This is a genomic window from Methylobacterium sp. C25, assembly GCF_021352225.1.
In the GTDB taxonomy this organism is placed as follows: domain Bacteria; phylum Pseudomonadota; class Alphaproteobacteria; order Rhizobiales; family Beijerinckiaceae; genus Methylobacterium.
Map to the genome: position 1 here is coordinate 136,171 of NZ_JAAUVI010000002.1, position 27,000 is coordinate 163,170.

Here is a 27,000-nt window from a genome sequence, read left to right on the forward strand (position 1 = left end):
CTGCAAAGGTTTTTCTCTTTGAAAAGCCCGTGGGTCGAAAAAAAAGTTGAAGGATTGGCGGCTAAGCCCATCTGAGCCGGTGTCCGGCGGGTCACTTCACGCGACGCTTCAACGCGCCGTTTGCAGCCCCGCGAAACCGGAAAGGTACAGTATGAACATTCGACTTCTCGCCACCGCCAGCGCCCTTTCGCTCGGCCTCGGCTTGTCCTCGGTCGCGATGGCGCAGGGCATGCAGCCGCAGGGTCAGCCCGGCATGGAACAGGGCCAGATGGGCGACGACATGGGCCAGGCGCAGCGCCCGATGAAGCGCGCCGCCCCTAAGAAGAAGATGAAGAAGTCCATGAAGAGCCAGAAGATGCGCTCCAATCAGCGCATGAATCAGGGCTCGGGCATGGAGCAGGGCGCGCCGGGTGCCGCCGGCGGCGCCGACGACGGGATGTAACTTTCCCGTCCGTTCAGACGTAGAAGATATGTCCGCCCGTCCGGTCCGACCGGGCGGGCGGTCTTCCTCTCGGCAACTGAACGAGACAGCCGTGGCCGCCACTTCGACGCCTGCCCCGCCCGCCATCGTCGACCCGCCCAGGCGGCAATGGACGTTCCGGCATCCGCTCGTGATCCGGGTGGCCCACTGGATCAACGTGGTCTGCCTCGCCGTGCTGCTGATGAGCGGCCTGCAGATCTTCAACGCCCACCCAGCGCTCTACTGGGGCTCGAAGTCGACCTTCGATACGCCGGCATTGGCCATCACCGACGACCAGACCGACAGCGGCGCCTCCCGCGGCATCGTGCAGATCGGGGGCCATACCTTCGACACCACCGGCTGGCTCGGCCTCTCGACCTACCAGGGCGAAGCCGCAGCGCGTGCTTTCCCCGCCTGGATCACGCTGCCGGCCAACCAGAATCTCGCGCAGGGGCGCCGCTGGCACTTCCTGTTCGCTTGGGCCTTCGTCATCAACGGCCTGATCTATCTGCTATACGGCATCGGCAGCGGCCAGCTTCGGCGCCGGGTCATCCCCGATGGCGACCAGATCCGGCATTTCGGCGCCTCGATCCGCGAGCACATCCTGTTGCGTTTCCCCAAGGGCGAGGAGGCGCGGCGCTACAACGTGCTGCAGAAGCTCACCTATCTCGTGGTCGTGCTCGTGCTGCTGCCGATGATGCTTTTCACCGGGCTCGGTATGTCGCCGGGCGTGAACGCGGCCTTCCCCTTCATCCTCGACGTGCTGGGCGGCCGCCAATCCGCGCGCACGCTCCACTTCATCACGGTGAACCTGCTCGTGCTCTTCGTGATCGTGCACGTGCTCCTGGTGATCGTCTCCGGCCTCTGGAACAACATGCGCTCAATGGTGACCGGCTGGTACACGATCGAAAACGAGACGCGCCGCGAAGGGGAGATCGCCCGATGACCCGTCGTCTCTCGATCCCCTCCCCCCACCGCCGCGGCTTCCTGGCCGGCGTGGCCGGCCTGTTCGGAACGGCCTCCCTAGGCGGCTGCGACAAGATCGCCGACAGCGCCTGGGGCACCCGCACCCTGAAGGCCGGAGAGGACGCCAACCTCTACGTCCAGCGCCTCCTGCTGAAGCCGACCTCACTCGCCCGCGAGTTCTCCGAGGCCGACATCTCCAAATGGTTCAAGCCGAACGGCACGATCGACCCGGAGGACACGCCCTACAAGGCGTTGGCCGCGAAGAACTTCTCGGCCTACACGCTTCGTGTCGACGGCCTCGTCGAGACCCCGCTCGATCTGTCCCTGGAGGAGCTGCGCAAGATGGCGGCCCGCACCCAGATCACGCGGCACGACTGCGTCGAGGGCTGGAGCGCCATTGGCAAGTGGAGCGGCGTGCCCCTTGCCGAGGTGCTGAACAAGGCGAAGCTCAAGCCGCAGGCGCGCTACATCGTCTTCCACTGTGCCGACACGATGGAGTACGCCCCGGCAGACGAAGCCGCGGCCGACGGCGATGCCAATGCCTCCGACGGTGCCGCGCCTGCCGGAAAGCCGATCCGCTACTACGAGAGCATCGACCTGACGGACGCCTTCCACCCGCAGACGATCCTTGCCTACGACATGAACGGCAAGCCGCTGCCGGTCTCCAACGGCGCGCCGTTGCGCCTGCGCGTCGAGCGCCAGCTCGGCTACAAGCAAGCCAAGTACATCATGCGGATCGAGGTGGCCGACACCCTCGCCCATGTCGGCCAGGGCAATGGCGGCTACTGGGAGGATAACGGCTACGAGTGGTACGCCGGGATTTGAGCGCGCCGTCCGCCCTCGCGCATCACGGCTGCGGAAGGCGCTCGGACGGCGGCGTGCGCAGATCCAGAAGCAGCTCGATGCCGTCACTACCTCGATCGCCGTCGCGAAACCCGACCGACCGGTAAAGCCCGACCGCGTGTGCGTCGGGCGCTACCGACAGGGCCAGCCGCGCGAAGCCGGAGGCTCGCGCATGCTCCAGCGCCTCGATCAACAGGCGGCGACCGATGCCCTTTTTTGTCCATGCCGGGACCACGCTGAGATTGGACAGAAACGCGGTCTGCCGATCCTCGGCGTTGCAGTAGAGAGCCGCGAGGCCGATCAGGTCGGCTCCGGACCAGGCCTCTGCCCGTTCCGCCCGATCAACCAGCCGGGCCGCGTAGTCTTCGATGGACACGCGGGTGCTGAGCGGGGTTCGAAAGGTGCCGTCGCAGGCGGCGAGATGCCGGCTGACATCGCCGGTTCGGGACCGGTTGCGCGTCAGGACGTACTCGCTCATCGCGCGGCCACCTCGGCAGGCCCGCTACTCGGCGCCTCTCTCGCAGACCACGTAGATGCTCGCGGTCAGGTCGGGGTATTGGGTCCCCAGCTGATAGCAGCCTTCGACATAGGCGTCCGTAATGATGCCCGCGGCGAGCGCCGCATCGAATTGATAGTTCGCCAGCGCCTTGAAGATCAGGCCGCCGCGCTGGAACACCGTGAAGCCTGCATCGCGCGTCGCCTGTTCGAGCGTGTCGAACGAGAAGGTATTGCAGTGGCCATTGGCGGCCTCGGCTGGCGTGACGGCGCTGTTGTGGGTGATCAGGCCCATCTTCACGGCGATCTGCCGCGAGGGCGCATTGGCATTCGGGACCAGGATGAACAGCCGCCCCTTGGGCGAGAGCCAGCGCCGGATCTTTCGAAGGACCAGCACCGGGTCGTCGAGGTGCTCGAGCGTGTTGATCAGGAAGATCGTGTCGAATTCCTCTTCGAGGGTGAGTTCCTCGAAGGTCGAGCAGATGAAGCGCGGACCGTCGCCGAGGCGCGCGCGGGCGGCTTCCACGAGGCTCGGCGCCGCTTCGACGACCGTCAGGTCCGCGTAGGAGCCCATCAGCCACTCGGTCGACTCGCCCATGTAGCAGCCGAGTTCGAGCGCACGGCCCGGCAACATGAAGGGCGTGAAGGCGCGCATCATGTAGCGACGGGTGATGGCGTCGAAATCGTAGTTGTAGCGCCGGTCGCCGACCTGAGCGGCTTCCCGGTCGTAGTCGCGCGCGAGGGTCATCCCTGGTTCGCCTGATAGAGCCGGTGCGCGGCCGGCTGGTAGAATTCCTCGTAGGAGGTCGGCACCATCGCGTTGTAGCCGAGCAGCTGGCGCAGCCTCGGCGACGCCTTCGCCCCGAACTCCGATCCGAGGAAGCGCGGATAGTCCATCTGCTGCTTCACGAAGGCGCGGCTGTAGCTCAGCGTCAGCGCGGTGCGCGTGCGGTCCGTGTGGTTGCTCCCGGCCGCATGCCACAGGTTCGAGTCGAACAGCACGATGCTGCCCGCCGGGCCGACCAGACGCTCGGACTCCGCCCAGAAGACGTCGTCGGCCGGCGGTGTCGATGAGCGATGCGATCCGGACAGGACATGCGTCGCGCCGTTCTCGGTGGTGAAGGGATCGACCATCACCAGCAGGTTCAGCATGAAGCGGAAGTCGCCGCCGAAGGTGCGCACGTCGCGATGGATGCGATGGAGGTAGCTCTTGGCAGCGGGGCTGACGCTCGCCGGATTGAAGGCGTGCAGGATGAAGGCCGCCCCACCGAAGTAATGGGACACCATCTCCTCGAGCCATCCGTTCTCGATGAAGCCATCGAGCGCCGGGTACTGGCCGACCGAGTGATGCGCGGTCCCGTCGGGCGCGGTGGTCGCGCCGCCCTCGACCTGCCGGCGCCCGCAATCGGCAACCGTGCCGAGCACCGCCTCGCGGATCGCTACGAGCTGTTCGCCGGGAATGACGCTTTCGAAGAGGACCCAGCCCTTTCGCCGCATCTGCTCGTCGAACCAATCGACGTCGCGCGGGACTGCGTCGGCCATGACTGCTTCCTGTCAGATCGAACGACCGGCACCTCGCCGCCATCGTCGGATGGCATTAGAGCCGCCCAACATGGTTAAGATTTGGTGAAGCATAGCCTGTCGCTCCGTCTTGCCCGTCGGTGACTACTGGAGCAGCGAAGGTTCGACGAAGCTTGCATCGGGGCGTTCCGCTGCCTCCGGCCGCTCGATCAGATCGTAGCCTTGGCTCAGCATGTCCCGCAGCCGATCGCGCGAATTGAACATCAGCACGTCGATGATCGACAGCCAGGGCACGAAGCCATGCTCGAACTGAGCGTAGGCCAATGGCTTCGAGCGCAGGAAGCGCAGTTGCATGCCCCACTCCGCGAAGGCCGGCGGATCATACAGATCGAGGCCGCCGATCGCGTTGACGTAGGTCGTCGCGCCGAGCCGCTCGCAGATGCCGATCACCCTGTCCTGCTTGCGCAAGGTGGTCGTTCCCTCGACGGCCGAGGCAATTCGGATCGGCGTCGCGATCCCCAGGTGCCGGCAGGTCAGGACCAGCGTCCGGTGCAGATAGTCGAAGAGGTTCGCGGCGCGGTGAGGAAGCGTGGCTTCCAGCAGCGGCATGGTTTCGGAAAGATGGGGCGCGCGCCGATAGGCTTGCTGCAGTTGCGCCAGGAGCTTGTCGGCCGAAAACTCCGCCGAGACGTGACGGTCGACGATGTCGAGCGTGTCGGAATCCTTCTCGATCGGAAGGGTGAAGATTACGGCCTCGCCATCGCGCAGGAAGCGATTGCGATTGATCCAGCCCTTCTTGGTGTATTTCGCCGTGTCGTAGACGACGAACTGATCCACGGCCGCAATCAGCTGGAAGTAGCCAATATACGGAAACAGGTAAGGCTGCATGATCGCAACCTTCATGGGCATCTGATCCGGCCTATGATGCGCGCCAGGGCGCGCTCCTCGAGGTCTGGATAGATCGGAAGGCACAGGATCCGGTCGGCGGCCGATGCCGCGACAGGCAAGTTTTCGCGGCTCGCGCTTGGGAGGCCGCTGTACATCGGGAAGTCCGAGATCAGCGGGTGGAAGTAGCGTCTGGCGTGGAGGCCGTCGGCCTTCAAGACCTCGTACAATGCATTCCGATCGATGGGATATTCCGGATCGATCAGGATCGGGAAATACGAGTAGTTGGTGGCGCAATCATCAGCCGGGGCGAGACACCGGATGCCGGGAATGCCGGCCAGCTCCCGTCGATAGCGCGCGTCGATCACCCGCCGCTGATCGATGGCCGCATCGATGTGCCGGAGTTGGAGTAGCCCGAGCGCAGCGTTGAACTCGCTCATCTTGCCGTTGAGGCCGACGTCGATAACCGAGGTCTCGCTCTCGAAACCGAAATTCTTGAGCTTTTCGATCCGGTCCTTCATCGCGGCGTCGTGGCAGACGATCGCGCCGCCCTCGAACGTGTTGAACACCTTCGTGGCGTGGAAGCTGAGGACGGAAAGGTCGCCGTAGCTCAGCACGCTACGTCCACGATAGCTCACGCCGAAAGCATGGGCGGCGTCGTAGATCACCTTGAGGCCGTGCCTTCGGGCGATGGCCTCGATCGCCTCGATGTCGCAGGGCCGGCCGTAGCAGTGAACCGGCAGGATCGCGGTTGTCCGAGGCGTGATCGCGGCTTCAATGGCCGCGGGATCGAGGTTGAGCGTCTGCGGATCGATGTCCGCAAACACGGGAGTGAGACCGCTCCACAGCAGCGCATGCGAGGTCGCTACGAAGGAGTATGGGGTCGTGATGACCTCGCCCGACAGGTCGAGCGCGCGCAGGGCCATGATCAATGCCGAGGTCGCATTGTTCAACAGCGCGACCTGCGGCACGCCGAGATGATCTCTGAGCCGCGCTTCCAACTCCTTGTGGTAGGGTCCGCCATTGCTGAGGACCCGGGTCTCCCAGATCCGGCGCAGCAGCGGCTCGAATTCCTCGAAGGGCGGCAGGTACGGGCGCGTGACGTAGACGGGCTCGTCGACGGCAGGTGTCGGAGCTGCGACCGCCTTCGTCTCGAAGGCCTGCGCGACCCCTTCCTCCAGCATCACCGCGAGCTCGCGGATGGTCTTCTGTCTGGGGGAACGGCGTCGGCTGACGCGCTCGGGCGGGGCGCCGTCCGTCGACCGAAGTGCGGCGCGGGACATCAGGGGTTTCCCGTGGCTGCGAGCCAACGCTGCCACATGGCTCGGAAGGCGTCGCCGATATCGGCGGCGAGGCGCTTCGGATCCATGAGGGCGCTCGAGAACATGCGCTCGCGCAATCCCGAGCGGATCGCGCGCAGCCGGGTGGGATCGCCTGCGAGCGCGAGTACCAGATCGACGTATTGCGCCGTCGTCTCGGCGATCAGCTCCTGTAGCCCGACGGCGCTGAGCACCAGCACCCCGGCGCGCGCAGGTGCATGCCTGCCGCCGAGCGTCACGAAGGGCACACCCATACAAAGAGTGTCGCAGCTGGTGGTCCCGCCCGAATAGGGGAAGGGGTCCAGGAGGATGTCGATGCGGTGGTAGAGCTCGAAGTAGCCGGAAGTGACTCTCGGGTGCAGATTCAGGCGGTCGAGCGGCAAACCGGCCTGTTCCAGCCGCGCCTCGATCCGAGCGCGCGTCCCGGGTTTGTCGACGTCGTTGATCACCATGAACAGGCGTGCATCGGGCGTCTCCCGAAGGATGCGTGCCCAGCATCCGAGCGCTTCGTCGCCGATTTTCTCGAAGCGGTTGAGCGCGCCGAACGTGACGAAGCCGTTGTCGTCGAACGGCATCCGGGCGCGGATGTCGGGAATGTCGGCCGGTGGCTGATAAGTGGCCGACACGCCCGGCAGCCTCCAGAGGGTCTCGGTATGGAGGTGTTCGGTCAGCCCTTCCGGATCGTGAAATCCGTCAGTGAGCCGGTAGTCCATCGCGGCCAGCCCGGTCGTGGCGGGATGCCCGATCCATGTCACCTGAATCGGCGCCGGCTTGCGGGCGAAGACCAGGAGTCGATGACCGCCGCTGTGACCCGAGAGATCGACGAGGATGTCGATCGCATCGGCTTCGATGAGATCGGCTGCCTCATCGTCGTTGAGCCCGGCGATGTTGGCCCAGCCGTCGAAGAGCGTGCGCAGGCGAGCGGAGGTCTCGTCTTCGGCGACCCGCGCCATGTAGGCGCGGATGTGGAGCTGCGATCGATCCAGATGCGCCAAGCACGGCTCCAGGAACCGCGCGACGGCGTGGCCGAAGAGGTCGCTCGAAACGAAGCCGATCCTCAGTTGGCGGTTCGGATCACGATCATGAGCGAAGGGCCTCGTCCGGAGCGCGTGGTCGGCAAAGGTCGCGGCGTAGGTTCTCGCGTCCCGCGCATAGTCTTCCGGCGAAAAGCTCTCGGCATAGAGCTTGGCGAACAGCCGATTGGAATGCGCGTGCTGCATCGTGGGATCGAGCGAGAGGGCCTTGTCATAGGCCTCGATCGCGTTCGGCATCTCACCGAGCGTCTTCAACGCGACACCGAGATTCACGTAGGCGCCCGCGTAACTCGGATCGAGCGCGATCGCCCGTCGCGCATGCTCGATGGACCGTCCGATGTCCCCGTGCTTCGTAAGGACAGCCGCTAGGTTGGAATGCGCCATGGCGAGGTCCGGATCGAGCGCGATCGCCTTCTCCTGGGCCGAGATCGACCCGACATCGTCACCCATCGTGTGCAGGAGCGTGCCGAGGGTCGTGAAGAAGGCAGCGCGTGTCGGATCCCGATAGATCGCGATGCCGAGGAGATCGAAGGCCGCCTGCAGGCGATTGGTGCGCGCGGCGATGACCCCGGCGTAATACGTCGCGTCAGCGTGGGTTTCGTCGAAGGCGATGACGAGTTCGAAGAACGACTCGGAGCGGACGAGATCGTCAGTGTCGTAAAGAGCGCGGCCCTTGCTATAGGCATCGTCGACAAACGCCTTCAGGACGACGCCGACCTGTTCGGCCGAAAAGCCCTGCGTCTTGAATTTCTCCATCAGGGCTCGGGCGTCGCCAAGCCTGTTGGTCTCCGTCAGCATCGCCGCGAGTGCCAGCCAACAATCGGCGCGATCGGGCGCGCCTCTCAAGGCAGCCACGAAATGCTGGATGGCGGGCTCGCTCTTGCCGGTTTGTCGAGCAAGCATGCCCGCTTCGAAATGCCCGTCCGTGTGGAGCGGATCGGCGTCGAGAACGAGCTTCAGCCTGTCACGGGCCTTGTCGTAGCGGCCCTGTGCCCGATGTCTCGAGGCTTCCGAAACGAGGTGCTCGACCGCAAGCGCACCACGTGAACGCCTCATGGAGCGCGGTGCGCGGTGCTTCAACATTTCTCGGCCCTTGAGATGCCGTGTAGCGTAGGAAATTCATGGTTAATGGCGAGTTAATCCACTCGCCCACACGCGATCTTCGACCTCGACCCGTGCGTTTCTTGCTGGATGACTGGGAAGGCTACGTCGAAGTCTGTGCCAATGCTGGAGAGCATCATGCCCCTCGTTCGCATCGCCATTCCTGCCGGCAGGGACGCGGCGTTCGCGCAGATGCTGTCCGGTGGCATCCAGGACGCGATGATCGCGACGATCGACGTGCCAGCGGACGATTTCTTCCAGGTGCTCACCGAGCACCAGAACCACATGCTCAGGATCGACCCCGGCTATCTTGGCGTCTCGCGTTCATCCGAGGCGATCATCGTCGAGATCTTGATGCGGAGCGGGAGGACCGATGCGCAGAAGCGCGCGCTCTACCGGACCATCGTCGCGAACCTGGAGCGGCGCGGAAACATTCGTCCACAGGACGTGATGATCACGCTCCGCGAGAACGAGCGCATCGACTGGTCGTTCGGTGACGGCGAGGCCCAGATCGCCCCGTGAAGAGTCGGCCCGCGACATTCCCGATTTGACAAGCCGCGCGGCCTAACCCACTTCTCCGCGGCGCGAGGCCCTGGCAGTTGCCGGGAGCGCACCTGCGCAACTCCTAAAAACAGGTCGTCGCGCCGAGGCTTCGTCAGGGGCAGAGGTATATGAAAGTCGTCGTCGTCGAGTCGCCGGCCAAGGCCAAGACGATCAACAAGTACCTCGGCAAGGACTATGAAGTCCTGGCCTCCTTCGGCCATATCCGCGACCTGCCGCCCAAGGACGGCTCGGTCGATCCGGAGGCCGACTTCGCGATGCTCTGGGAGCTCCAGGACAAGGGCTCGCAGCGGGTCTCGGAGATCGCCAAGGCGGTCAAGGGCGCCGAGAAGCTGATCCTCGCCACCGACCCGGATCGCGAGGGCGAGGCGATTTCCTGGCACGTGGTCGAGGCGCTGACCGCCAAGAAGGTGCTCAAGGGCATCCCGATCGAGCGCGTGACCTTCAACGCCATCACCAAGTCTTCGGTCGATGCGGCGATGCGCAAGCCGCGCCAGATCGACCAGGCTTTGGTCGACGCCTATCTCGCCCGCCGCGCGCTGGACTACCTCGTCGGCTTCAACCTCTCGCCGGTTCTCTGGCGCAAGCTGCCCGGCGCCAAGTCCGCCGGCCGCGTGCAGTCGGTGGCGCTCCGCCTCGTCGTCGAGCGCGAGATGGAGATCGAGCGCTTTAAGCCGCGCGAATACTGGTCGATCGTCGCGACGCTCGCCACCGCCGAGGGCGCGGTGTTCGAGGCGCGGCTGACCGGCGCCGACGGCAAGCGGATCCAGCGACTCGATGTCGGCACCGGCGAAGAGGCCGCGCGCTTCAAGAAGGATCTTGAACTCGCGACCTTCGCGGTGGCCTCCGTCGAGGCCAAGCCCGCCAAGCGCCACCCGGCTCCGCCCTTCACCACCTCGACCCTGCAGCAGGAGGCCTCGCGCAAGCTCGGGATGGCGCCGGCGCAGACCATGCGCGTCGCGCAAAGGCTCTACGAGGGCGTCGATATCGGTGGCGAGACGGTGGGCCTCATCACCTACATGCGTACCGACGGCGTCGACATGGCGCCGGAGGCGATCCGCGACGCGCGCTCGGTGATCGGCAAGGAATACGGCGACCGCTACGTTCCGGACGTGCCGCGCAAGTACTCGGTGAAGGCCAAGAACGCGCAGGAGGCCCACGAGGCCGTGCGCCCGACCGACATGGGCCGCCTGCCGAAGCAGGTCGCGCGCATGCTCGATCCCGAGCAGGCCCGGCTCTACGAGCTGATCTGGATCCGCACCGTCGCCAGCCAGATGGAATCGGCCGAACTCGAGCGCACCACGGTCGACATCACGGCCAAGGTCGGCCCCCGCACCATCGAACTGCGCGCCACCGGCCAGGTCGTGAAGTTCGACGGCTTCCTGACCCTCTACCAGGAGGGCAAGGACGACGAGGAGGACGAGGAGGGCAAGCGCCTGCCGCCGATGAAGGCGGGCGATCCGCTCAAGCGCGAGCGCATCGCTTCGACCCAGCACTTCACCGAGCCGCCGCCGCGCTATTCCGAGGCCAGTCTCGTCAAGCGCATGGAAGAGCTCGGCATCGGCCGGCCCTCGACCTACGCCGCCGTGCTGCAGACGCTGCGCGACCGTGAATACGTGAAGATCGAGAAGAAGCGCCTGCAGCCGGAGGACAAGGGCCGCCTCGTCACCGGCTTCCTGGAAAGCTTCTTCAAGCGCTACGTCGAGTACGATTTCACCGCCGACCTGGAAGAGCAGCTCGACCGCGTCTCGAACGCCGAGATCGACTGGCGCCAGGTTCTGCGCGACTTCTGGCGCGAGTTCTCCGCGGCGATCGACGGCACCAAGGAGCTGCGTGTCGCCGAGGTGCTGGAGGCGCTCAACGAGCTGCTCGGCCCGCACATCTTCCCGGAGAAGGCGGACGGCTCGAACCCGCGTGTCTGCCCGACCTGCGGCACCGGCCAGCTTTCGCTGAAGCTCGGCAAATACGGGGCCTTCATCGGTTGCTCGAACTATCCGGAGTGCAAGTACACCCGCCAGCTCGCGACCTCCGGCGTCGAGGGCGAAGGCGAAGGCACCTCGGAGGGCGGCCAGCCCGGCGTTCGCGTGCTCGGCGAGGACCCGAAAACCGGCCTGCAGGTGACCCTGCGCGACGGCCGCTTCGGCACCTTCGTTCAGCTCGGCGAGCAAGCCGCCGAGAAGGATGCGGAGAAGCCCAAACGCTCCTCGCTGCCGCGTGGCCTGTCCTCCGGTGACGTCACCCTGGAGATTGCCCTCAAGCTGCTCGCGTTGCCGCGCGAGGTGGCGAAGCACCCCGAGACCGGCGAGCCGATCCTCGCCAGCATCGGCCGCTACGGCCCCTATGTTCAGCACGGCCGCACCTACGCCAATCTCGGCAAGGACGACGACGTGCTGGAGATCGGCGGCAACCGCGCCATCGACCTGATCGTCGCCAAGGAACAGGGCGGCGGCCGCGGCCGGCCGTCGAGCGATCCGGGCCGGGCGCTCGGCAAGGACGAGGCCTCGGGCCGCGACCTCGTGGTGAAGGCCGGCAAATACGGCCCCTACGTCAGCGACGGCGAGGTCAACGCCACGCTACCGAAGACGATGTCCTCGGATTCGCTGACGCTCGCCCAGGCTATCGACTTGGTGAACGCCAAGCGCGCCTCGGGCGGCGGCAAGAAGGGTTCGGCGCGCGGGCGAAAGGCTCCGGCCAAGACCGCTGCCGCTGCGAAGAAGGCGCCCGCGAAAAAGGCCGCGGCCAAGAAGCCGGCTGCCAAGAAGGGCGCGAGCTAGTCGCTCGCCCCGGCGATCCCAGCCTGAGATGCGCGCGGCGGTCTCGAAGGGTCCTCCAGGCGGCTTCACGCAGACTGGATGATCCGTCGAGACCTGCGCTTCGCTTCGGCACGTCACAGGGTGAGGTTGTGTTTTGGATGGGCGCTTGCAGCGCCCTCCTCCGCCGAATAACCTCGCAATCAGCATCACGAGTTGAGCCGACGCTCAACGCCAACCTGCCCTCCCGGTAAGGTGGCGCCCTCGCGAGAGCATTTTCGAGCGAAGTGGACCCCGGTTCGCGTGTAGAAAATGCGTCTTGGCAAACCAAGGGGATGCGGCCGGTCCGGCAATCAAAGGGACTTCGCCGTGCGTCAGTTCATCCGAATGGGACAGCGTACGTGGCCGAGATCCTCAAAGAGCAGCAATTCGCCAGCGACAACTATTCGGGGGTCTGCCCCGAGGCCTGGGCGGCGATGGAGCAGGCCAATGCGGGGCACGCACCGGCCTATGGCGCCGATGCCTGGACCCAGCGGGCGTCGGATGCCTTCCGCGCGCTGTTCGAGACCGATTGCGAGGTCTTCTTCGCCTTCAACGGCACGGCCGCGAATTCGATGGCGCTGGCCTCGCTCTGCCAGAGCTATCACAGCGTGATCTGTGCCGAGAGCGCCCATGTCGAGACCGACGAATGCGGCGCTCCGGAATTCTTCTCCAACGGCTCGAAGCTGCTGGTCGCCCCGAGCGCTGACGGGCTGCTGACGCCGGCCTCGGTGCGCGCGGTGGCCGAGCGGCGCAGCGATATCCACTACCCGAAGCCGCGCGCGGTCACGATCACGCAATCCACCGAGACCGGCCGGGTCTATTCGATCGCGCAGCTTCAGGCTTTATCGGAGACCTGCCGCAGTCTCGGCTTGCGCCTCCACATGGACGGAGCGCGCTTCGCCAATGCCTGCGCTGCGCTTCGACTGTCCCCCGCGGAGCTGACCTGGAAGGCTGGGATCGACGTGCTCTGTTTCGGCGGCACCAAGAACGGCATGGCGGTGGGCGAGGCCATCCTGTTCTTCGACCGGGCGCTGGCCGAGGATTTCGACTACCGCTGCAAGCAGGCCGGCCAGCTCGCCTCGAAGATGCGCTACCTCTCGGCGCCCTGGGTCGGGATGCTGGAGAGCGGGGCGTGGCTCCGCAATGCCGGCCACGCCAATGCCTGCGCCCGCAGGCTCGCCGATGCGGTCTCGGACGTGCCGGGTATCGCCGCGATGTTTCCGGTGGAGGCGAACGCGGTGTTTCTCTCGATGCCGCCGGAGGTCCTCGACGCGCTGCGGCTGAAGGGCTGGCGCTTCTACACCTTCATCGGCGGTGGAGCGCGGTTCATGTTCGCCTGGGACACGGCGCCCGAGCGAGTCGATGCGCTGGCGCGCGACATTCGCGACTGCGCCGTTTTGGCGGCCGCGTGAGCCGTGATGGCTTCGCCTGCAGCTCGCTCTGACGAGTGGGGAATCAGACCAGATAGGTGATCGTCGCCGCCACGGCCGTCGCAACCGTGGCGATGGTGATCGTCGTGGGGGTCAGCAGCGACATGGCGCGGGAGGCCACCACCTTCTCGACCTCCTCGGCGCAGCCGAAGGCTTGGCCGGCCGCCTGCTCCAGGCGCACGAGGGAGAGATGACGCGCTTGGGCGGCGGCGGTGGTCATCGGAGGCGTCTCCCTGTCAGCCGAGTCGGCTGCTAAGCTTAAGCATTCGGATACCAACGCGCAAAACTCCGATTTGGTTCCGGCGCTAAAGTGCAGGCGAGACGATTTTAACCATGGCCGTCCGACAGTTCGGTGACACCGCCTTCACGCGGCGCGCCGGCGTTGCCGCCGATCACTGGCACCACCCCCAGCCCCTATGCGATGGTGCATGGCCTCCGGCACTCGGGAAGCGGCTTTCTGTTTCCTGTTTGTTCCGGTACATGACGAGGTATGAAAGCGAATGCTGCGCGTCCCCTTTCCGCCGCTCGGAGCCGCCGCGTGAGTGATCCTGCGCGCGATCTGTTCGGTCCCGGGGCGAAAGCCGCGCCGAAGGACCCCGCTGAACCCCGCCGCAAGCCAGCCGTGGTGCCGGCGCCCGCGAGCGCCGAGGCCGGCTACGATGCCTCCGCCATCGAGGTGCTGGAGGGGCTGGAGCCGGTGCGGCGTCGGCCAGGCATGTATATCGGCGGCACGGACGACCGCGCCTTGCACCACCTCTTCGCCGAGGTGATCGACAACTCGATGGACGAGGCGGTGGCGGGACACGCCAGCTTCATCGAGGTCGAGCTCGAGGAAGGCGGCACGCTCGTCGTCACCGACAATGGCCGCGGCATCCCGATCGACCCGCACCCGAAATTTCCGGGCAAGTCGGCGCTCGAGGTCATCATGACCACGCTGCATGCCGGCGGAAAATTCGACTCGAAGGTCTACGAGACCTCCGGCGGCCTGCACGGCGTCGGCATTTCGGTGGTGAACGCCCTCTCCGACCTGCTGGAGGTCGAGGTTGCCCGCAACCAGACCCTCTACCGCCAGACCTTCTCCCGCGGCCTGCCGCAGGGGCCGCTGGTCGAGGTCGGCCGCGTCAACAACCGGCGCGGCACCCGCACCCGCTTCCACCCCGATGCGCAAATTTTCGGGGCCCACCATTTCGACCCGCGCCGCCTCTTCAAGATGGCGCGCTCCAAGGCCTATCTGTTCGGCGGCGTCGAGATCCGCTGGCGCTGCGCGCCGTCCCTCGTCGAGGGCATGGAGGGCGTGCCCACGGAAGCCGTGCACAAGTTCCCCGGCGGCCTGCGCGACTATCTCGGCCGCGAGATCGAGGGCAAGGAGCTCGTCACCGACGCGGTTTTTTCGGGCAAGATCACCAAGCCAGGCGGCCACGGTTCGCTCGAATGGGCCGTCGCCTGGATGGTGCAGGATGACGGTGTCTCGTCCTCCTACTGCAACACGATCCCGACGCCGGAGGGCGGCACCCACGAATCCGGCCTGCGCGTCGCCCTGCTCCGGGCTCTGCGCGAACATGCCGAGCGGGTGAACCAGTCCAAGCGCATGGCCAACGTCACCACGGACGACGTGATGGCGACCTGCGCCTCCATGCTCTCCGTCTTCATCCGCGAGCCCGAGTTCCAGGGCCAGACCAAAGACAAGCTCGCTACCGTCGAGGCCTCGCGCATCGTCGAGACCGCGATCCGCGACGCCTTCGACCACTGGCTCGCCGCCTCCCCGGCCCAGGCCAACCGACTGCTCGATTGGGTGATCGAGCGCTGCGACGAGCGCATGCGCCGCCGCCAGGAGAAGGAGGTCGCCCGCAAGAGCGCCACACGCAAGCTGCGCCTGCCCGGCAAGCTCGCCGATTGCTCCAATGCCGGCACCACCGATTCCGAGATCTTCATCGTCGAGGGCGACTCGGCCGGCGGCTCGGCCAAGCAGGCGCGCGACCGCAAGACCCAAGCGATCCTGCCCTTGCGCGGGAAAATCCTCAATGTCGCCAGCGCTACGCGCGAAAAACTCGGCGCCAACCAGCTCATCGGCGACCTGACGCTGGCGCTCGGCTGCGGCACCGGCGCGCAGTTCAAGGAGGCTGATCTGCGCTACGAGCGCGTGATCATCATGACCGACGCCGATGTGGACGGCGCGCACATCGCCTCGCTCTTGATCACCTTCTTCTACCGGCAGATGCCCCGGCTCATCGACAAGGGCCACCTCTACCTCGCGATCCCGCCGCTCTACCGGCTGCAGCAGGGCTCGAAGACGGCTTATGCCCGCGACGATGCGGACAAGGACCGGATCATCAAGACGGTGTTCAAGAACGGCAAGGTCGAGATCGGCCGCTTCAAGGGCCTCGGCGAGATGATGCCGGCCCAGTTGAAGGAAACCACGATGGACCCGAAGAAGCGCACGCTCCTTCGCGTTGCCGTGCTGGACGAGGCGCGGGAATCGACGGGCGACACCGTCGAGCGCCTGATGGGCAACAAGCCGGAGGCGCGGTTCGCGTTTATTCAGGAGCGCGCAGCGTTTGCGGATGGGGCAGAGCTGGATATTTAGGTCGGGCGCAAGCCAGCCTTTCAGCGCTCCCCGCGCTCAAAATCCCCCAGCACGGCCTCCATCGCGTGCGGCGCCACTTTCACCGCCCCTGCGAAGGGCCGGTCTATGGCGGTGATGACGAGGAGGCCGGAAAAGATCAGGAAGGCCAGGATGCCGGTCATTAGCATCTGGGCGCGCAGGTTCTGGGTTCCGAAGAACAGCGTGAAGACGAGCGTCAGGATCGCGCCGCTCGACAGGATGAACCACAGCACCCGCGGCACCACGCCCGGCGCCAGCACGAGCCGCAGGCGGCGCGCCTGGGTCACGCCGTCGAGCTGGTCGAGGGCCTCGGCCAGCACGGCGTTGCCGCGGCCGTCGCCGGGGTGGAAAGCGAGCAAGGCCGCGTAGGCCCCGTCGAGCGCCCGGGTCGCGGCGCGGCTGGCCTCGCCGCGTTCCATTGCTGGCCATTCCTCGGCGATGACCGTCTTGCCGTAGTGGATCAGGGCGGTGCGGAAGGCGGCGCCGGGCTCGCCCTCGATCCCCTGCGACAGGCGGTAGAGGGTCGCGACCGAGCCGGCTTCCTTCGCGGCGGCGCCCTCGGCCTCGCTGAATTTTTCCCAGGCGATGATGACGGCGAAGGCGAGCAGCACCGCGTAGAGCACGCCGACCGTGGCGAAGGTGAAGCCGGCGACCTCGTTGTTGACCCGCAGGCGCTCGAGGCCGACGCGCCGGCGCACGAGGACCGGGGCGACCATCGCGAGCGCCGTCATCACGCCGACGAGGAGGGTGCCGGAGAGCCAGATCGGCTGGGTTGCCAGCATCGACAACAGCATGTCCGGCCGCCCCGTTTCGATCGACGGTGACTATGCCGAGTGGCGCGAGGGGCGGCAATCGGCGAAGGCCGCTCCAGCACGATGGCGCCTCGAGGATCAGGCGCATGCCGGGCCGGGCTCAGCCATCACCAGCGGTGATGCCAGCCGCCCCGGTGCCACCCGCCGTGCCACCCGAAGCGGCGCGGGCCACCCCATCCACCCCAGCGGTGCCAGCCGTAGTGCGGGCGGCCCCAGACGCCGGGCCCGTAGAAGCGCGGCCCCCAGGCGTTGGGGCGGCAGACGCCCCAGGGCGTACGATGGAAGCCGGGGCCGCAGCCGTCGCGGGCTTCGGCGATCCCCGCGCTGGCCCCGAGCAGTCCGAGGGCGACGAGGGGTGCTGCAATCCAGGTGCTACGCATGGTCTTCTCTTCCTGTGATGAGGTGGGTCGGCGCGTAGGCGGTCGCGGAACATGTTCCGAGCGAGCGCGCTGGCCTCTCGGTCGAGCGGCCGGGTCCCATGGCTCACGACGCCCGGTTTCGCCTCAGAAGCGGTTCGGCCAGCACTTGCGACCGTAGGGGCCGAGATGGAAGCCGGGCGGGCAGGCGCGGCCGCGCCCGTAGCCACCCCATTGTCCGCCCGACCTGCAGCCGCCATAGGGGCCACGATGGCCCATCGGGCCGCAGCCGCCATAGACCTGGATGATCTGAGCCTCGCCGCCAGTGTCGACGGCATTGACGATCGGCAGGGCCGAGGCCGGGCCAGCCAGTGAGACGGCCATCCCGAGCGCGAGCACGGGAGCGGCGACGAAGGTCTTCAACATCTCACATATCCTCCGATGGCGGCGGCGGCCTCGATGGCCGACCGTGAGGATGATGCTGCGCCCCGCTCCCTTCCCGGATGTGACGTGCGCGCGTCGCGTTGTGACGATTTGTAACTGAGAGTCTCAGCCGCGCCCGGCCCGAGGCAGGCTGAACGAAAATCGTGCGCCGCCGAGGCGACCCTCGGTCACCGCGAGCGTGCCGCCATGCGCCTCGACGATCTGCCGGGCGATGGCCAGCCCGAGGCCGCTGCCGCCGGTGCGGCGATTGCGCGAGCCCTCGACACGGTAGAAGGGACTGAAGATGGCAGCGCGCTGTGCTTCCGAGACGCCGGGGCCATCATCCTCGACACAGACGCGGCAGGCCTCCGTGCTCACCTCCAGCGCGACTTCGACCCGCTCACGGCCGAACTTCACCGCGTTGTCGACGAGGTTGGCGAGCACCCGCCGCAAGGCGATCGCATCGCCCGCCACGACCGCATCGTCAGGCCCTCCCGCGTCGCCGCCGACGAGGCTGACAGGCTGACCGAGGGCGTCGCGCTCCGCCACCTCGATCGCGGCGAGATCGGCGAGATCCACCCGCTCGCGCCTCTGCGAGATCGCGGTGCCGCGGGCGAAGGCGAGCGAGGTGTCGATGAGATCGGCCATGGCGTCGACATCGCCGATCATGCGCTCGCGTGCGGACTCGTCCGGCACGCCCTCGGCGCGCAGGCGTAGCCGGGTCAGGTAGGTCTTGATGTCGTGCGAGATCGCCCCGATCAGGAACGAGCGCTCCTGCAGCAGCCCGGCGACGCGCTCCTGCATGCCCTGAACCGCGCGGGCGAGGCGGCGGATATCCGGGGCGCCATCGGAGCCGATGGCAGAGGCCTCAGGATCGACCGGGCCGCCGTCGAAACCCTCCGCCACGGCGGTGAGGCGGCGCAGCGGGCGCATCTCGCGCTGCGTGGTGTAGAGCGCGAGCCCGGCGACCAGGATGCCGAGCAGGCCGATCCACAATCCCGGCGGAAGCCCGAGCAGCCGCAGGGCAAGGCCGCGGAATGGTTCGACATCCTCGATGATCAGCACCTTGCCGTCGGGCATCTGCCACGTGACGCGGGCCGGCCGCCCCTCGGTGCGGAAGATCGAGCGGCGCTCCGGCGCGGAGGCGTCGGTATAGGCTCGCAGGTCGCCCGTGATCTCCCCGCCGCCGAAGGTGCGGAGCGTCGCCTCGATGCGCGGTGCGCGGCGCAGGTCGGGCGCCTCCGCGGGCGCACTGTCGACGATCGACGCGCGGATGTGCAGGCCGTTGACCGCGCGCAGTATGCCCGAGCGCAGGCTCGGGTTCGCGTCGCGCATCAGGCCGATGATGCCGGCGGCCTGGGCGAGGCGCGGATAGGGGCCGGTGAACGTTTGGCGGGTCGTACTGCGCTCGATATGCGCGATCGCGATGGCGGCGCCGATGATCACGGCGAGCGCGAGCATGAGGATGAGCGTGAGGCGGCCGAGCAGACCGATGCGCGAGAGCATCGTTCAGGCCTGCGCCACCGACGCCGCGAGGATGTAGCCGGCGTTCCGCACCGTCTTGATGAGCGCCGCCGCGGCGCTTCCGCTCTCCTCCAACCGCTTGCGCAACCGGCTGACCTGAACGTCGATGGTGCGGTCGAAGGCGTCGGCGACGCGCCCGCGCGTCCAGTCGAGGAGCTGATCGCGGGAGAGCACGCGCTGGGGCCGCGTGACGAAACACATCAGCAGGTCGAACTCGGCGCTGGTCAGGACGATCTCGCTTTCGCCGGCCACCACGCGGCGTGCCCCGGCATCGATCACGAGATCGGCCACGCGCAACCGCTCCGGCGCGTCCACGTGATGCTCGGCGGCCGGCTTGGCGCGGCGCAGCACTGCGCGAATGCGCGCGAGCAGCACCCGTGGGTTGAACGGCTTCGAGACGTAGTCGTCGGCTCCCATTTCGAGGCCGAGCACCCGATCGATGTCCTCGTCCTTGGCGGTGAGCATGATGATCGGAGGACCTCCGGCCGCGCGCAGGCGCCGGCAGATCGAGAGCCCGTCCTCACCCGGCAGCATCCAGTCGAGCACGACGAGGTCCGGGGCCGGGCCATGCGCGAGCAGCTTGTCGAGGGCACCCCCCCCATCGAGTGGGCGCACGCAGAACCCCTCGCCTTCGAGGAATCCGCTGAGCAGCGCGCGGATCTCGGGGTCGTCCTCGACGATAGCGAGGGTCGTTCCGTCGTTCATGGGCTCAGCATAAGCGTGGGCGCAGACCCGGCAACGCAAAAGAGGCTGGCGTCACAAAACGTTACATGAGCAGGCATCTGCCGACTTCGGCCGCGACGAGAAAATGTCGGCGGCTGTTAATCATTATTCGGATGCCTATCCGAGGCGCAGATCAAACCCAGGCCACAAGTAGATTTGGAAAGCAGTTTCTTCAGGTGGTCGCGGAGTCGCGCTCTTTCTCGTTAAATAACGATCACGGAAAGCGATTTGAGAACCTGCCTCGACTCGATTAGCCTGCGATCAGTTGATTTGTTGCTGTGCGATTAACGATCTTCGTTGACGCTTGTTTCGGTATGTTCGTGCTTCAACGGGCGCTTGTGGTCTCCGCTCGCGAGACCTTCAAGGCCCAGCCATGGTCATCACCGACAGCGCGCTTCAGGCGTCCGCCCCGCATGAACGGCAGGGATTGATCAGGCGTCGAATGGTCGGGCAGGTCTGCCTCGTCCTTTTGATGATCACGATCGTCATGTCGGGGTTCTTCTTCACGAATTGGAACCAGCAGGCCCTGCTCGATCTGCGCGAGGGCGGACGGCAAGTGCGCATCGCTCAAGAAGCCTTGATGGATGCCGAGGCCTACGTGCTCAACAAGTCGCTCGGCGACCATGCCGTCGAGCATTCAACCTACAGCCGCGCCCTTGAGGCGCTGCACAGCCGGGACACTCAATTCACGAAACTCGACCGCTTCCTGCGAGCGCCGGACGGCACGCGGCGATCCGCAGTCGCCATCGTGAAGGCCCTAGAGACGAGTTGGACCGATGTCCTGGCGGTTGCCCGTGATGGCCGGCTCGACGAGGCGCAGGTGATGCTGCGCGAGCGCGGCAACGCCGCCCAGGTCGCCGGATTGCGCGCTGCCTTCGATCGCTTCCTGGTCGAATGGAACTCGCAATTCGCAAGCTATGAGACCCGCATCGAGATCGGCAAAGTGTTCGTGCTGCTCTCTGAGCTGGTCATCGGCGCCGTGATGATCTTCGCCTTCCGGGCCGGTGCGCGCGATGCGCGGGCACGCCAGGCGGCCATCGCGCAGATGGACGAATCCCGGACCCAGGTCGGCCATCTGTTCGAGATGACCGACATGCTGCAGAGCGCGGCTGACCGTCACGACGCCAACGCAGTGCTGCGTGCGACCGCAGGCCAACTGATCGGCGGATTCGGCGGCGCGCTCTATGTGTTCAACAACTCGCGGGACCGGCTCATCCTCTCGACCTCCTGGGCCTGCGAGGATGCCGATGCGTTGCCCGAGACGATCACCGTCAATCAGTGCTGGGCGATGAAGCGGGGCAAACCGCACATCAACCGTAGCGGCGGCCGGGCCCTCTGCTGCGAGCACCATGCATCGGCGGCGGCTGCCCTCGAAATTCCGATGATGGCGCGGGGCGAGAATCTCGGGCTCCTGCAGATCTTCGCCCATGGCGCGGAGGCCGAGGAGCGGCTCTCCCGCATCCTCTCGCTGAGCTCGGCGCTGGGGGATGCCATGTCACTCGCGCTGTCGAACATCGCGCTGCGCGAGAAGCTGCGCAACCAGGCGCTGCGCGACCCTCTCACCGGCCTCTACAACCGCCGCTACATGGAGGACAGCCTCGACCGATACGTGCGCCTCGCCGAGCGGGAGGGCCGCAAGGTCTCGGTGATCATGATCGACCTCGACCACTTCAAGCGGCTCAACGACGAGCACGGCCATGCGACCGGCGACGCCGTTCTGCGCGAGGCTGCGGCGGCGATCGTCGGGACCCTGCGCGAGACGGACGTCGCCTGCCGCTACGGCGGCGAGGAAATGATCGTCTTCCTGCCCGATTGCGATCTCGATGATGCGGCGGTGAAAGCCGAGCAGATCCGCGAGCGCATCGAGGCGCTCTCGGGTGCCCACGGCGCCCAGGTCTCGGCCTCGCTCGGCGTTTCCTCGGTCCCTGCCACGTCGAGCAACAGCGCGGACCTCGTCAAGGCCGCCGATACGGCCCTCTACCGGGCCAAGCACAATGGCCGTAACCAAGTGGCCCTGGCGCCGCTGCGCTCGGGCTGGCGGGGGCCGACGGACGGGCTGGACCAAGGCGCCGGCCCGCTGGCAATCGCCGCTGAGTGAAGCCCCGACGGGGCGCTCGATCCAAAGTTCGGCGTCACGCCTGGAGGACGGATTGCCTCAGCGGCTCGTAGGTCGAGCGGTAGCTCTTCGGTCCTACGATGGGCAGCAGCCTGCGCTGCAGCCAGCCCGGTAGCCGGGCGCTGCGGGAAACCCGGTCCTTCATCGCCTGGACGTGCTCGACACGGGGACGGCGGAGCCTCTCGTAGGTCTCTCCGACCGTGCCCCAATCCGGGCAATCGGCCAGCAGGCCAGCCAGCACCAGCGCGTCCTCGAGCGCCATCGCGGCGCCCTGCGCCCAAACCGGCGCGGTGGCATGTGCGGCATCGCCGACCAGAAGCACACGGCCGCGCGACCAGCGAGGGATGCGAACCTCTTCGAGCGGCGAATGATAGATCGAGTCCGGCCGTGCGAGGATCGACGCGAGAGTCTCTCGCACCGGGCGCGGAAAACTGCCGAAGACCGAGGCCGCTGCCGCGAGATCACTGCTCTCCGGCACGTCCCCGGTAAGGGCGGCCCAGCCATAGGCCTCGCCTTCGACCGGGATCAGTAGAAGCAGCCCGCGCCGGCCGCTCCACAGGGTCCAGCCGTCAATGCCCGGATTGGGCGCCATGAAGCGCCAGCTCGCGCGGGCCAACACGGCCGCGCCGAGAGCCGTCTCGCCGAATAGCGCACGGCGTACCGTCGAGCGGACGCCATCAGCACCGACCAATAGGGAACCGCGCTCGCTGGTGCCGTCCGCCAGTTCGACGGTGACGCCAGTCTCGTCCTGTCGGATCGCGGACACCCCGCAATTCTCACGGACGGTCTCGTCCGGCAGGCCCAGCCTCAACAGGTGAAGCAGATCAGCGCGACGCATGCAGCGCGGCTGCGCATCAGCATCCCAGAACGCACCTTCGTCGATGCCAAACAGGGTCCTATCGCGCTCGGTTCTGTAAGAACGGTGGCGAATGGCCGTGCCGGCCCTGACCAGCGCGTCGGCGAGCCCGAGCTCGGCCAGGGCGCGGATCGCGTTGCCCGGCAAGTTGATCGCGAGACCCGCATCGCCCGGCCCCGAACAGCGTTCGAGGACGAGCGCCGGGACGTTGCGGCGATGCAGAGCCCGCGCCACCGCGAGCCCGGCGACGCCACCTCCGACGATCAGCACGCGGTCGGTCGGGTCCGAGGTCATCATGGGCTCCGGTGCATTGCTTTGCGCGGTCCTCGCAGACGGGTGCGGGAGATGGCACGATCCCGCAGCCGCGTGAACGGCCTGCCCGTCGGGGCTGGGCCGAGCTGCGATCGCGCCGTCATCCGTCGAGACGTCAGCTCAGCATGCCGGCCCGTCGCAGCCACGCCTCGTACCAGCCTGGCCACGCCTCGCTCTCCGTGCCCGGGCGGCCCATGCCGAAGCCATGGCGGCCAGTCTGAGGCAGATGCTCCTCGACGGGCACGCCGGCCCGCATGCAGGCTTGCGTCATGATCCGGGTGTTCGCGGCAGCTGCGACCTGATCGTCCGCGGCGTGCACCAGGAAGACGGGCGGACCGCCGGCCCGGACTCCCGTCTGCACCGACCATTCGTAGGCGAGAGCAGGATCGCCATGGCGTCCGACGACCTGATGGGCGGTCGAACTGTCGTCGTAGGGCTGCTCCAGCGTGATGACGGGATAGGCCAAAGCTGCGCTCGACGGCTTGGCCGACAGGGCATCCATCGCGTCCACCGGATCGTAGGTCCGCAGGTCGAAGCGCGTTGCGGCCAGTCCCATCAGATAGCCGCCCGCCGAGAAGCCGAGCACGCCGACATGCTCCGGATCGAGCCCGTAGCGGCTGGCCCGCGCGCGGATCAGGCGGAGCGCCCGCTGGGCGTCCTGCAGAGGTGCCAGCCGTCCTGACGCCCAATCCTCGCGTGGCAAGCGGTAGAGCAGGGAGAAGGCGGTGATGCCGCGCGCCGCGAGCCAGCGACCGGCCGGCCGCGCCTCGAGATCCATCATGATCCGCCGATAGCCACCACCCGCCGCAATGAGCACGGCCGCGCCGTTTGGTTGCTCCGGCAGGAAGGCTTCGAGGCCCGGCAATGCGATGGAGCTGATCGCGCCCCTGCCATTGTCCTTCATCGGCCCCGAAGGACCACCGCCTCCCGGCGGCGTATCCGGCCAGAGCGGGATGAAGCCGGGCTCGGCCGCGATGACAGAGCGGCCAGCGGCGAGTGTCGCGCCGGCTCCGACCAGCAGCGCCCTTCGGTTGATCCTCATCCGTCGACCGTCTCGGCCACGCCTCGACGTCTGGCGTCCAGGGCGCAAATACACGATCTCTTCGAGACCGGCATGATCGTCGAGCGCGGATATTTCCAGCTGCCTCTTCTTGCCGCCCGTGTTCTAGAGGCTCGACCTGGCTTTGCTGCTCGACATGCTCCAGTCCCTGGTGACGCCCGCGCCCCTCGCCTACCGCCGCCTCGGCTGCGTCGGCGATGCGGTCCGGACTGGCTCTCGCTCGCGCCGATGCCGCCGGGCCTGGGCACCACATCTCGCCGCGACCCGCGAGGTCGTGTGCAAGGCGATCCACGGGGTAGCCCGGCACGATACCGCCGTGATCCTTGGGTCGGGCAGGCTCGACGACGTGCCGCTCACCATGCTCGCGAAGTCATTCGCCCGGGTCGTCCTGGTGGATGTCGTCCATCCCTTCGCGGCGCGTCGACGCGCTCGGCCTTATCGCAACGTCGAGATGATCACGGCCGATCTGAGCGGCAGCTTCTCGCTCGTGCTGTCGCGCGGCTCGGATCTTGAAGCGCCGCTGCCGCCCATCTGCAGCGAGCGCTCGACCGATCTGGTCGTCTCGGCCAACCTGCTCTCGCAGCTTCCGCTTCGCCCCATCGAGCGCCTTGAAGCCTCCTCCCGCGGCTATGGCCGCTGGCGGCCCGATGACGGCGACGACCTCGGCCGCGAGATCGTGGCACGTCATCTCGAAGCGCTGGCCGCTCTCCCTGCCCGTGTCTGCCTCGTGACCGATCTCGACCAGGTCGAGGAAGATCGCGAAGGCCACGTGCTCGATCGGTTGGATCTCCTCTACGGCACTACGCTCGGCGAGCCTGAGCGGGGCTGGAGCTGGGAGTTGGCACCTTTTGGGGAGATCGCCCGCGACCGGCGGTTGCTGCACGAGGTCGTGGGGTTTTCGGATTGGCGGCCGTAGGGCGGGCGGCATCGTTGCTCAAGCCGACTCCAGCTGGCGCAACCGAGGAGTGGCCGGCATCAACCTGCGCAGCACGATGTGCGTCGGCAAGAACAGGAGGAGCGGCAATCCGACGAGCATCAGCGAGAGCCAGGCCCAAGCCGGCATCCAAGCTTGTGCCGTCACGTCGCTGAAGCCCCAGACGTAGTTTATGTTCACCGGCGTCAGCCCGGCGTCGGTGCGTGGGGCCGGCATCAGGAAGAAGCAGACAAGGATCGTGATCACAGCCATCACGGTCCAGATCGGCAGCGCGCGGCGGTCGTAGCCAAGCCGGGCGACGAGGTAGACCAGCAGCAGCGGTAGCCATCCATGAAAGCCGGACAAGGCCCGCAAGAGCAAGGGTTTGGCCGGGTCGAACATGTACTCGGTCATGCCCGTGATCGGCCGGCCGATGGCGGTGCCGAGAAAATCGACGATCCAGAGGATCTGCGGTGCCAGGATGCCGACGGTGCAGAGCGAGATCAGCAACGGACTCTCGATCCAGATGCCGATCAGGGTGAGAAGCACGGCCTGATCGCAGAAATAAATGAAGTTCGTCGGACCGTAATGGAAGAGATAGACCGGGATCAGGACCAGCGCGAAGGCCGAGTAGGCGAGCTTCAACGACAGAGGAATTCTGGGTTCGCGCGCGACAAGCGCGGTGGGCGCCATCGAAATGGCGTTCGGGGCAGTCATCATCATCTCCGAAAACGGAAGGGATCAGCCGGCCGCGACGCCTTCGTGACATCGCGGGCCGGAGCCTGTCGGGATCAATCCTTGCCCACCGACATCAACAGGCGCTCGGTGCGGGCGTCCTCGATTCGGTTGTGCATGCGTTTGCTTTCGTGGACGTCGCGCATCGTCTTGGTGCAGGTCACGCAGGACTGGACGAGCATGACGACGCCCATGGCGAAGTAGCCCTTCATCCAGAAGTCGATCGGCATGAACAGGATGCCGATGGCGACCATCGCTGCAGAGGCGATGAAGGAGCCGTAGGTGAAGGTGACCCAGGCGCTCGAATGTTGGGGTGCGGTCTCGGTGGTCATGATGGATGTTTCCTCGGATGGCCGTAAGCAAGTGAAAGGTCAGGCGGCGTCGGCACGGCGGCGCAGCCGGTCGAGCACAGCGTCGGCGGTAGCCTTGCTGCTCGAGCCGAAGCCCTCGCGCGCCATGCGCTCCGCGATGTCCACGCCGGGATCGATCTCGGCCAATGCTGCCTCCGTATCGGCGGCCTCCAGCTGAAGCTCGCGAAGACGATTCAGCGTGGCCTCGGCCTCGGTCAGTGTCGCGAGTTCGTTCGGACCGGGATTGACCCGCATGCGGCGCACGGCCTCTGCGGCTGCGGCCGTGCGACGGCCGCGCTCGAGTTCGGCTTGACGCCGCGTCGCGTCGGCAACGACCGTGCGGATGCGCGCGACTTCAGCTTCGTAGCGACTGCGCGCCTGACGGATTGCGTCTCGCTCGGATTCGAGCTCGGCGATCGCTTGGGCGGCTTCCCGAGCGAGATCCTCGCGACCTGCGGACAGTGCCGCGATCGTGCGGGTTTCGAGGTCCGCAGCTCGGCTCTCTATTTCGGTGAGTTTTCGGCCCTCGGCCTGATCGGCCGCGATGGCTGCGGCCAGAGCGCGGCGGCTGCGCTCGAGGGAGGCGCGGGTCTCGCGGACCTGCTGGTCGAGGATCAGGAGCGCGTTGCGGTCGAGTAACTCTTCCTCGGCACGGGCCGCGGCGCCACGGGCGAGAATGCGGAACAGCTTGAGCATCGGTGTGTCTCCACAGGCGTGATCGATGTCACGCCGGATGGTTCACACGAGTTTGCACAGTGTTCAAGTGAGATATTGCACATCGTGCAAAATGCGCATCGCGGCTGCATCCGAG

General features: G+C 66.8%; 26 protein-coding genes. 9 read left to right on the plus strand and 17 right to left on the minus strand.

Going from position 1 to position 27,000, the window contains the following annotated elements; translation table 11 throughout:
* Window positions 1-151 precede the first annotated feature (151 nt).
* The 3 genes from HCU64_RS06945 to HCU64_RS06955 all read left to right on the plus strand — a co-directional run bounded on the left by HCU64_RS06945 (window position 152) and on the right by HCU64_RS06955 (window position 2,251).
* The gene (locus HCU64_RS06945; protein WP_233383107.1) at window positions 152-442 is read left to right on the plus strand and encodes a hypothetical protein; all 291 of its coding nucleotides are present in this window, start codon (window positions 152-154) and stop codon (window positions 440-442) included.
* Between the two features lie 91 nt (window positions 443-533).
* Entirely contained in the window at window positions 534-1,406 is an 873-nt protein-coding gene (locus HCU64_RS06950) for a cytochrome b/b6 domain-containing protein (RefSeq protein ID WP_233383108.1), read from the plus strand.
* Window positions 1,403-2,251 carry a molybdopterin-binding protein gene (locus HCU64_RS06955; RefSeq protein ID WP_233383109.1) on the plus strand — a complete coding sequence of 283 codons (849 nt, stop codon included), beginning with the start codon at window positions 1,403-1,405 and terminating at the stop codon, window positions 2,249-2,251. The genes HCU64_RS06950 and HCU64_RS06955 overlap by 4 nt, the downstream gene beginning before the upstream one ends.
* Window positions 2,252-2,273: 22 nt before the next feature.
* Here the strand turns inward: HCU64_RS06955 and HCU64_RS06960 are convergent, their stop codons facing one another.
* From HCU64_RS06960 to HCU64_RS06985, 6 genes are all read right to left on the minus strand, one after another.
* A complete protein-coding gene (locus HCU64_RS06960; RefSeq protein ID WP_233383110.1) occupies window positions 2,274-2,747 on the minus strand; it encodes a GNAT family N-acetyltransferase in 474 nt (157 codons plus the stop codon).
* A gap of 24 nt (window positions 2,748-2,771) precedes the next feature.
* The gene (locus HCU64_RS06965; protein WP_233383111.1) at window positions 2,772-3,512 is read right to left on the minus strand and encodes a class I SAM-dependent methyltransferase; all 741 of its coding nucleotides are present in this window, start codon (window positions 3,510-3,512) and stop codon (window positions 2,772-2,774) included.
* Entirely contained in the window at window positions 3,509-4,306 is a 798-nt protein-coding gene (locus HCU64_RS06970) for a phytanoyl-CoA dioxygenase family protein (RefSeq protein ID WP_233383112.1), read from the minus strand. The genes HCU64_RS06965 and HCU64_RS06970 overlap by 4 nt, the downstream gene beginning before the upstream one ends.
* Window positions 4,307-4,429: 123 nt before the next feature.
* Window positions 4,430-5,188, minus strand: a complete 759-nt coding sequence (locus HCU64_RS06975; RefSeq protein ID WP_233383113.1) for a WbqC family protein — start codon at window positions 5,186-5,188, stop codon at window positions 4,430-4,432.
* The gene (locus tag HCU64_RS06980; RefSeq protein WP_233383114.1) at window positions 5,185-6,453 is read right to left on the minus strand and encodes a DegT/DnrJ/EryC1/StrS family aminotransferase; all 1,269 of its coding nucleotides are present in this window, start codon (window positions 6,451-6,453) and stop codon (window positions 5,185-5,187) included. The genes HCU64_RS06975 and HCU64_RS06980 overlap by 4 nt, the downstream gene beginning before the upstream one ends.
* A complete protein-coding gene (locus HCU64_RS06985) occupies window positions 6,453-8,579 on the minus strand; it encodes an O-linked N-acetylglucosamine transferase family protein (RefSeq protein WP_325169959.1) in 2,127 nt (708 codons plus the stop codon). The genes HCU64_RS06980 and HCU64_RS06985 overlap by 1 nt, the downstream gene beginning before the upstream one ends.
* Before the next feature lie 183 nt (window positions 8,580-8,762).
* On the opposite strand from HCU64_RS06985, the gene HCU64_RS06990 reads away from it, so the two are divergent.
* From HCU64_RS06990 to HCU64_RS07000, 3 genes are all read left to right on the plus strand, one after another.
* Window positions 8,763-9,146 carry a tautomerase family protein gene (locus HCU64_RS06990; protein WP_233383116.1) on the plus strand — a complete coding sequence of 128 codons (384 nt, stop codon included), beginning with the start codon at window positions 8,763-8,765 and terminating at the stop codon, window positions 9,144-9,146.
* A gap of 149 nt (window positions 9,147-9,295) precedes the next feature.
* Complete coding sequence (topA, locus tag HCU64_RS06995; protein ID WP_233383117.1) at window positions 9,296-11,959, plus strand: type I DNA topoisomerase; 2,664 nt, start codon at window positions 9,296-9,298, stop codon at window positions 11,957-11,959.
* A gap of 377 nt (window positions 11,960-12,336) precedes the next feature.
* Window positions 12,337-13,389: a threonine aldolase family protein gene (locus HCU64_RS07000; RefSeq protein ID WP_233383118.1), complete on the plus strand. Its 1,053-nt coding sequence runs from the start codon at window positions 12,337-12,339 to the stop codon at window positions 13,387-13,389.
* A 43-nt stretch (window positions 13,390-13,432) separates the two neighbouring features.
* Here the strand turns inward: HCU64_RS07000 and HCU64_RS07005 are convergent, their stop codons facing one another.
* Window positions 13,433-13,627, minus strand: a complete 195-nt coding sequence (locus HCU64_RS07005; RefSeq protein WP_233383119.1) for a hypothetical protein — start codon at window positions 13,625-13,627, stop codon at window positions 13,433-13,435.
* Between the two features lie 318 nt (window positions 13,628-13,945).
* On the opposite strand from HCU64_RS07005, the gene parE reads away from it, so the two are divergent.
* Entirely contained in the window at window positions 13,946-15,991 is a 2,046-nt protein-coding gene (gene parE, locus HCU64_RS07010; RefSeq protein WP_233383120.1) for a DNA topoisomerase IV subunit B, read from the plus strand.
* Window positions 15,992-16,011: 20 nt separating this feature from the next.
* Here the strand turns inward: parE and HCU64_RS07015 are convergent, their stop codons facing one another.
* The 5 genes from HCU64_RS07015 to HCU64_RS07035 all read right to left on the minus strand — a co-directional run bounded on the left by HCU64_RS07015 (window position 16,012) and on the right by HCU64_RS07035 (window position 19,829).
* Window positions 16,012-16,791 carry a bestrophin-like domain gene (locus tag HCU64_RS07015; protein ID WP_233383121.1) on the minus strand — a complete coding sequence of 260 codons (780 nt, stop codon included), beginning with the start codon at window positions 16,789-16,791 and terminating at the stop codon, window positions 16,012-16,014.
* Between the two features lie 137 nt (window positions 16,792-16,928).
* Window positions 16,929-17,201, minus strand: coding sequence for a GCG_CRPN prefix-to-repeats domain-containing protein (locus HCU64_RS07020; RefSeq protein ID WP_233383122.1), 273 nt, complete (start codon window positions 17,199-17,201; stop codon window positions 16,929-16,931).
* Window positions 17,202-17,324: 123 nt separating this feature from the next.
* Window positions 17,325-17,603 carry a GCG_CRPN prefix-to-repeats domain-containing protein gene (locus HCU64_RS07025; protein ID WP_233383123.1) on the minus strand — a complete coding sequence of 93 codons (279 nt, stop codon included), beginning with the start codon at window positions 17,601-17,603 and terminating at the stop codon, window positions 17,325-17,327.
* Window positions 17,604-17,726: 123 nt separating this feature from the next.
* On the minus strand, window positions 17,727-19,106 hold the full coding sequence (locus HCU64_RS07030; protein WP_233383124.1) for a sensor histidine kinase: 1,380 nt from the start codon (window positions 19,104-19,106) through the stop codon (window positions 17,727-17,729).
* 3 nt (window positions 19,107-19,109) lie between these two features.
* Window positions 19,110-19,829, minus strand: coding sequence for a response regulator (locus HCU64_RS07035; protein WP_233383125.1), 720 nt, complete (start codon window positions 19,827-19,829; stop codon window positions 19,110-19,112).
* A 505-nt stretch (window positions 19,830-20,334) separates the two neighbouring features.
* On the opposite strand from HCU64_RS07035, the gene HCU64_RS07040 reads away from it, so the two are divergent.
* Entirely contained in the window at window positions 20,335-21,945 is a 1,611-nt protein-coding gene (locus HCU64_RS07040; protein ID WP_233383126.1) for a GGDEF domain-containing protein, read from the plus strand.
* Between the two features lie 34 nt (window positions 21,946-21,979).
* On the opposite strand, the gene HCU64_RS07045 is transcribed toward HCU64_RS07040, so the two are convergent.
* On the minus strand, window positions 21,980-23,116 hold the full coding sequence (locus HCU64_RS07045) for an FAD-dependent monooxygenase (RefSeq protein ID WP_233383127.1): 1,137 nt from the start codon (window positions 23,114-23,116) through the stop codon (window positions 21,980-21,982).
* Window positions 23,117-23,246: 130 nt separating this feature from the next.
* Window positions 23,247-24,173 (minus strand): alpha/beta hydrolase, encoded by a 927-nt coding sequence (locus HCU64_RS07050; protein WP_233383128.1) that lies wholly within the window; start codon window positions 24,171-24,173, stop codon window positions 23,247-23,249.
* A gap of 142 nt (window positions 24,174-24,315) precedes the next feature.
* Between HCU64_RS07050 and HCU64_RS07055 the strand changes: the two genes are divergently transcribed.
* A complete protein-coding gene (locus HCU64_RS07055; RefSeq protein ID WP_233383129.1) occupies window positions 24,316-25,107 on the plus strand; it encodes a hypothetical protein in 792 nt (263 codons plus the stop codon).
* 18 nt (window positions 25,108-25,125) lie between these two features.
* On the opposite strand, the gene HCU64_RS07060 is transcribed toward HCU64_RS07055, so the two are convergent.
* The 3 genes from HCU64_RS07060 to HCU64_RS07070 form a co-directional block, all read right to left on the minus strand.
* A complete protein-coding gene (locus HCU64_RS07060) occupies window positions 25,126-25,821 on the minus strand; it encodes a hypothetical protein (RefSeq protein ID WP_233383130.1) in 696 nt (231 codons plus the stop codon).
* Between the two features lie 74 nt (window positions 25,822-25,895).
* Window positions 25,896-26,171, minus strand: coding sequence for a YiaA/YiaB family inner membrane protein (locus HCU64_RS07065; RefSeq protein ID WP_233383131.1), 276 nt, complete (start codon window positions 26,169-26,171; stop codon window positions 25,896-25,898).
* Window positions 26,172-26,210: 39 nt separating this feature from the next.
* The gene (locus tag HCU64_RS07070) at window positions 26,211-26,885 is read right to left on the minus strand and encodes a PspA/IM30 family protein (protein WP_233383132.1); all 675 of its coding nucleotides are present in this window, start codon (window positions 26,883-26,885) and stop codon (window positions 26,211-26,213) included.
* Between the last annotated feature and the right edge of the window lie 115 nt (window positions 26,886-27,000).

Bases quoted from the DNA above. Each gene is read 5' to 3' on its own strand.
- HCU64_RS06945 (WP_233383107.1), top strand. From the start codon at position 152: ATGAACATTCGACTTCTCGCCACCGCCAGCGCCCTTTCGCTCGGCCTC.
- HCU64_RS06955 (WP_233383109.1), top strand. From the start codon at position 1,403: ATGACCCGTCGTCTCTCGATCCCCTCCCCCCACCGCCGCGGCTTCCTG.
- HCU64_RS06960 (WP_233383110.1), bottom strand. From the start codon at position 2,747: ATGAGCGAGTACGTCCTGACGCGCAACCGGTCCCGAACCGGCGATGTC.
- HCU64_RS06965 (WP_233383111.1), bottom strand. From the start codon at position 3,512: ATGACCCTCGCGCGCGACTACGACCGGGAAGCCGCTCAGGTCGGCGAC.
- HCU64_RS06970 (WP_233383112.1), bottom strand. From the start codon at position 4,306: ATGGCCGACGCAGTCCCGCGCGACGTCGATTGGTTCGACGAGCAGATG.
- HCU64_RS06975 (WP_233383113.1), bottom strand. From the start codon at position 5,188: ATGAAGGTTGCGATCATGCAGCCTTACCTGTTTCCGTATATTGGCTAC.
- HCU64_RS06980 (WP_233383114.1), bottom strand. From the start codon at position 6,453: ATGTCCCGCGCCGCACTTCGGTCGACGGACGGCGCCCCGCCCGAGCGC.
- HCU64_RS06985 (WP_325169959.1), bottom strand. From the start codon at position 8,579: ATGAGGCGTTCACGTGGTGCGCTTGCGGTCGAGCACCTCGTTTCGGAA.
- HCU64_RS06990 (WP_233383116.1), top strand. From the start codon at position 8,763: ATGCCCCTCGTTCGCATCGCCATTCCTGCCGGCAGGGACGCGGCGTTC.
- topA (WP_233383117.1), top strand. From the start codon at position 9,296: ATGAAAGTCGTCGTCGTCGAGTCGCCGGCCAAGGCCAAGACGATCAAC.
- HCU64_RS07005 (WP_233383119.1), bottom strand. From the start codon at position 13,627: ATGACCACCGCCGCCGCCCAAGCGCGTCATCTCTCCCTCGTGCGCCTG.
- HCU64_RS07015 (WP_233383121.1), bottom strand. From the start codon at position 16,791: ATGCTGGCAACCCAGCCGATCTGGCTCTCCGGCACCCTCCTCGTCGGC.
- HCU64_RS07020 (WP_233383122.1), bottom strand. From the start codon at position 17,201: ATGCGTAGCACCTGGATTGCAGCACCCCTCGTCGCCCTCGGACTGCTC.
- HCU64_RS07025 (WP_233383123.1), bottom strand. From the start codon at position 17,603: ATGTTGAAGACCTTCGTCGCCGCTCCCGTGCTCGCGCTCGGGATGGCC.
- HCU64_RS07030 (WP_233383124.1), bottom strand. From the start codon at position 19,106: ATGCTCTCGCGCATCGGTCTGCTCGGCCGCCTCACGCTCATCCTCATG.
- HCU64_RS07035 (WP_233383125.1), bottom strand. From the start codon at position 19,829: ATGAACGACGGAACGACCCTCGCTATCGTCGAGGACGACCCCGAGATC.
- HCU64_RS07040 (WP_233383126.1), top strand. From the start codon at position 20,335: ATGTCGGGGTTCTTCTTCACGAATTGGAACCAGCAGGCCCTGCTCGAT.
- HCU64_RS07045 (WP_233383127.1), bottom strand. From the start codon at position 23,116: ATGATGACCTCGGACCCGACCGACCGCGTGCTGATCGTCGGAGGTGGC.
- HCU64_RS07050 (WP_233383128.1), bottom strand. From the start codon at position 24,173: ATGAGGATCAACCGAAGGGCGCTGCTGGTCGGAGCCGGCGCGACACTC.
- HCU64_RS07060 (WP_233383130.1), bottom strand. From the start codon at position 25,821: ATGACTGCCCCGAACGCCATTTCGATGGCGCCCACCGCGCTTGTCGCG.
- HCU64_RS07065 (WP_233383131.1), bottom strand. From the start codon at position 26,171: ATGACCACCGAGACCGCACCCCAACATTCGAGCGCCTGGGTCACCTTC.
- HCU64_RS07070 (WP_233383132.1), bottom strand. From the start codon at position 26,885: ATGCTCAAGCTGTTCCGCATTCTCGCCCGTGGCGCCGCGGCCCGTGCC.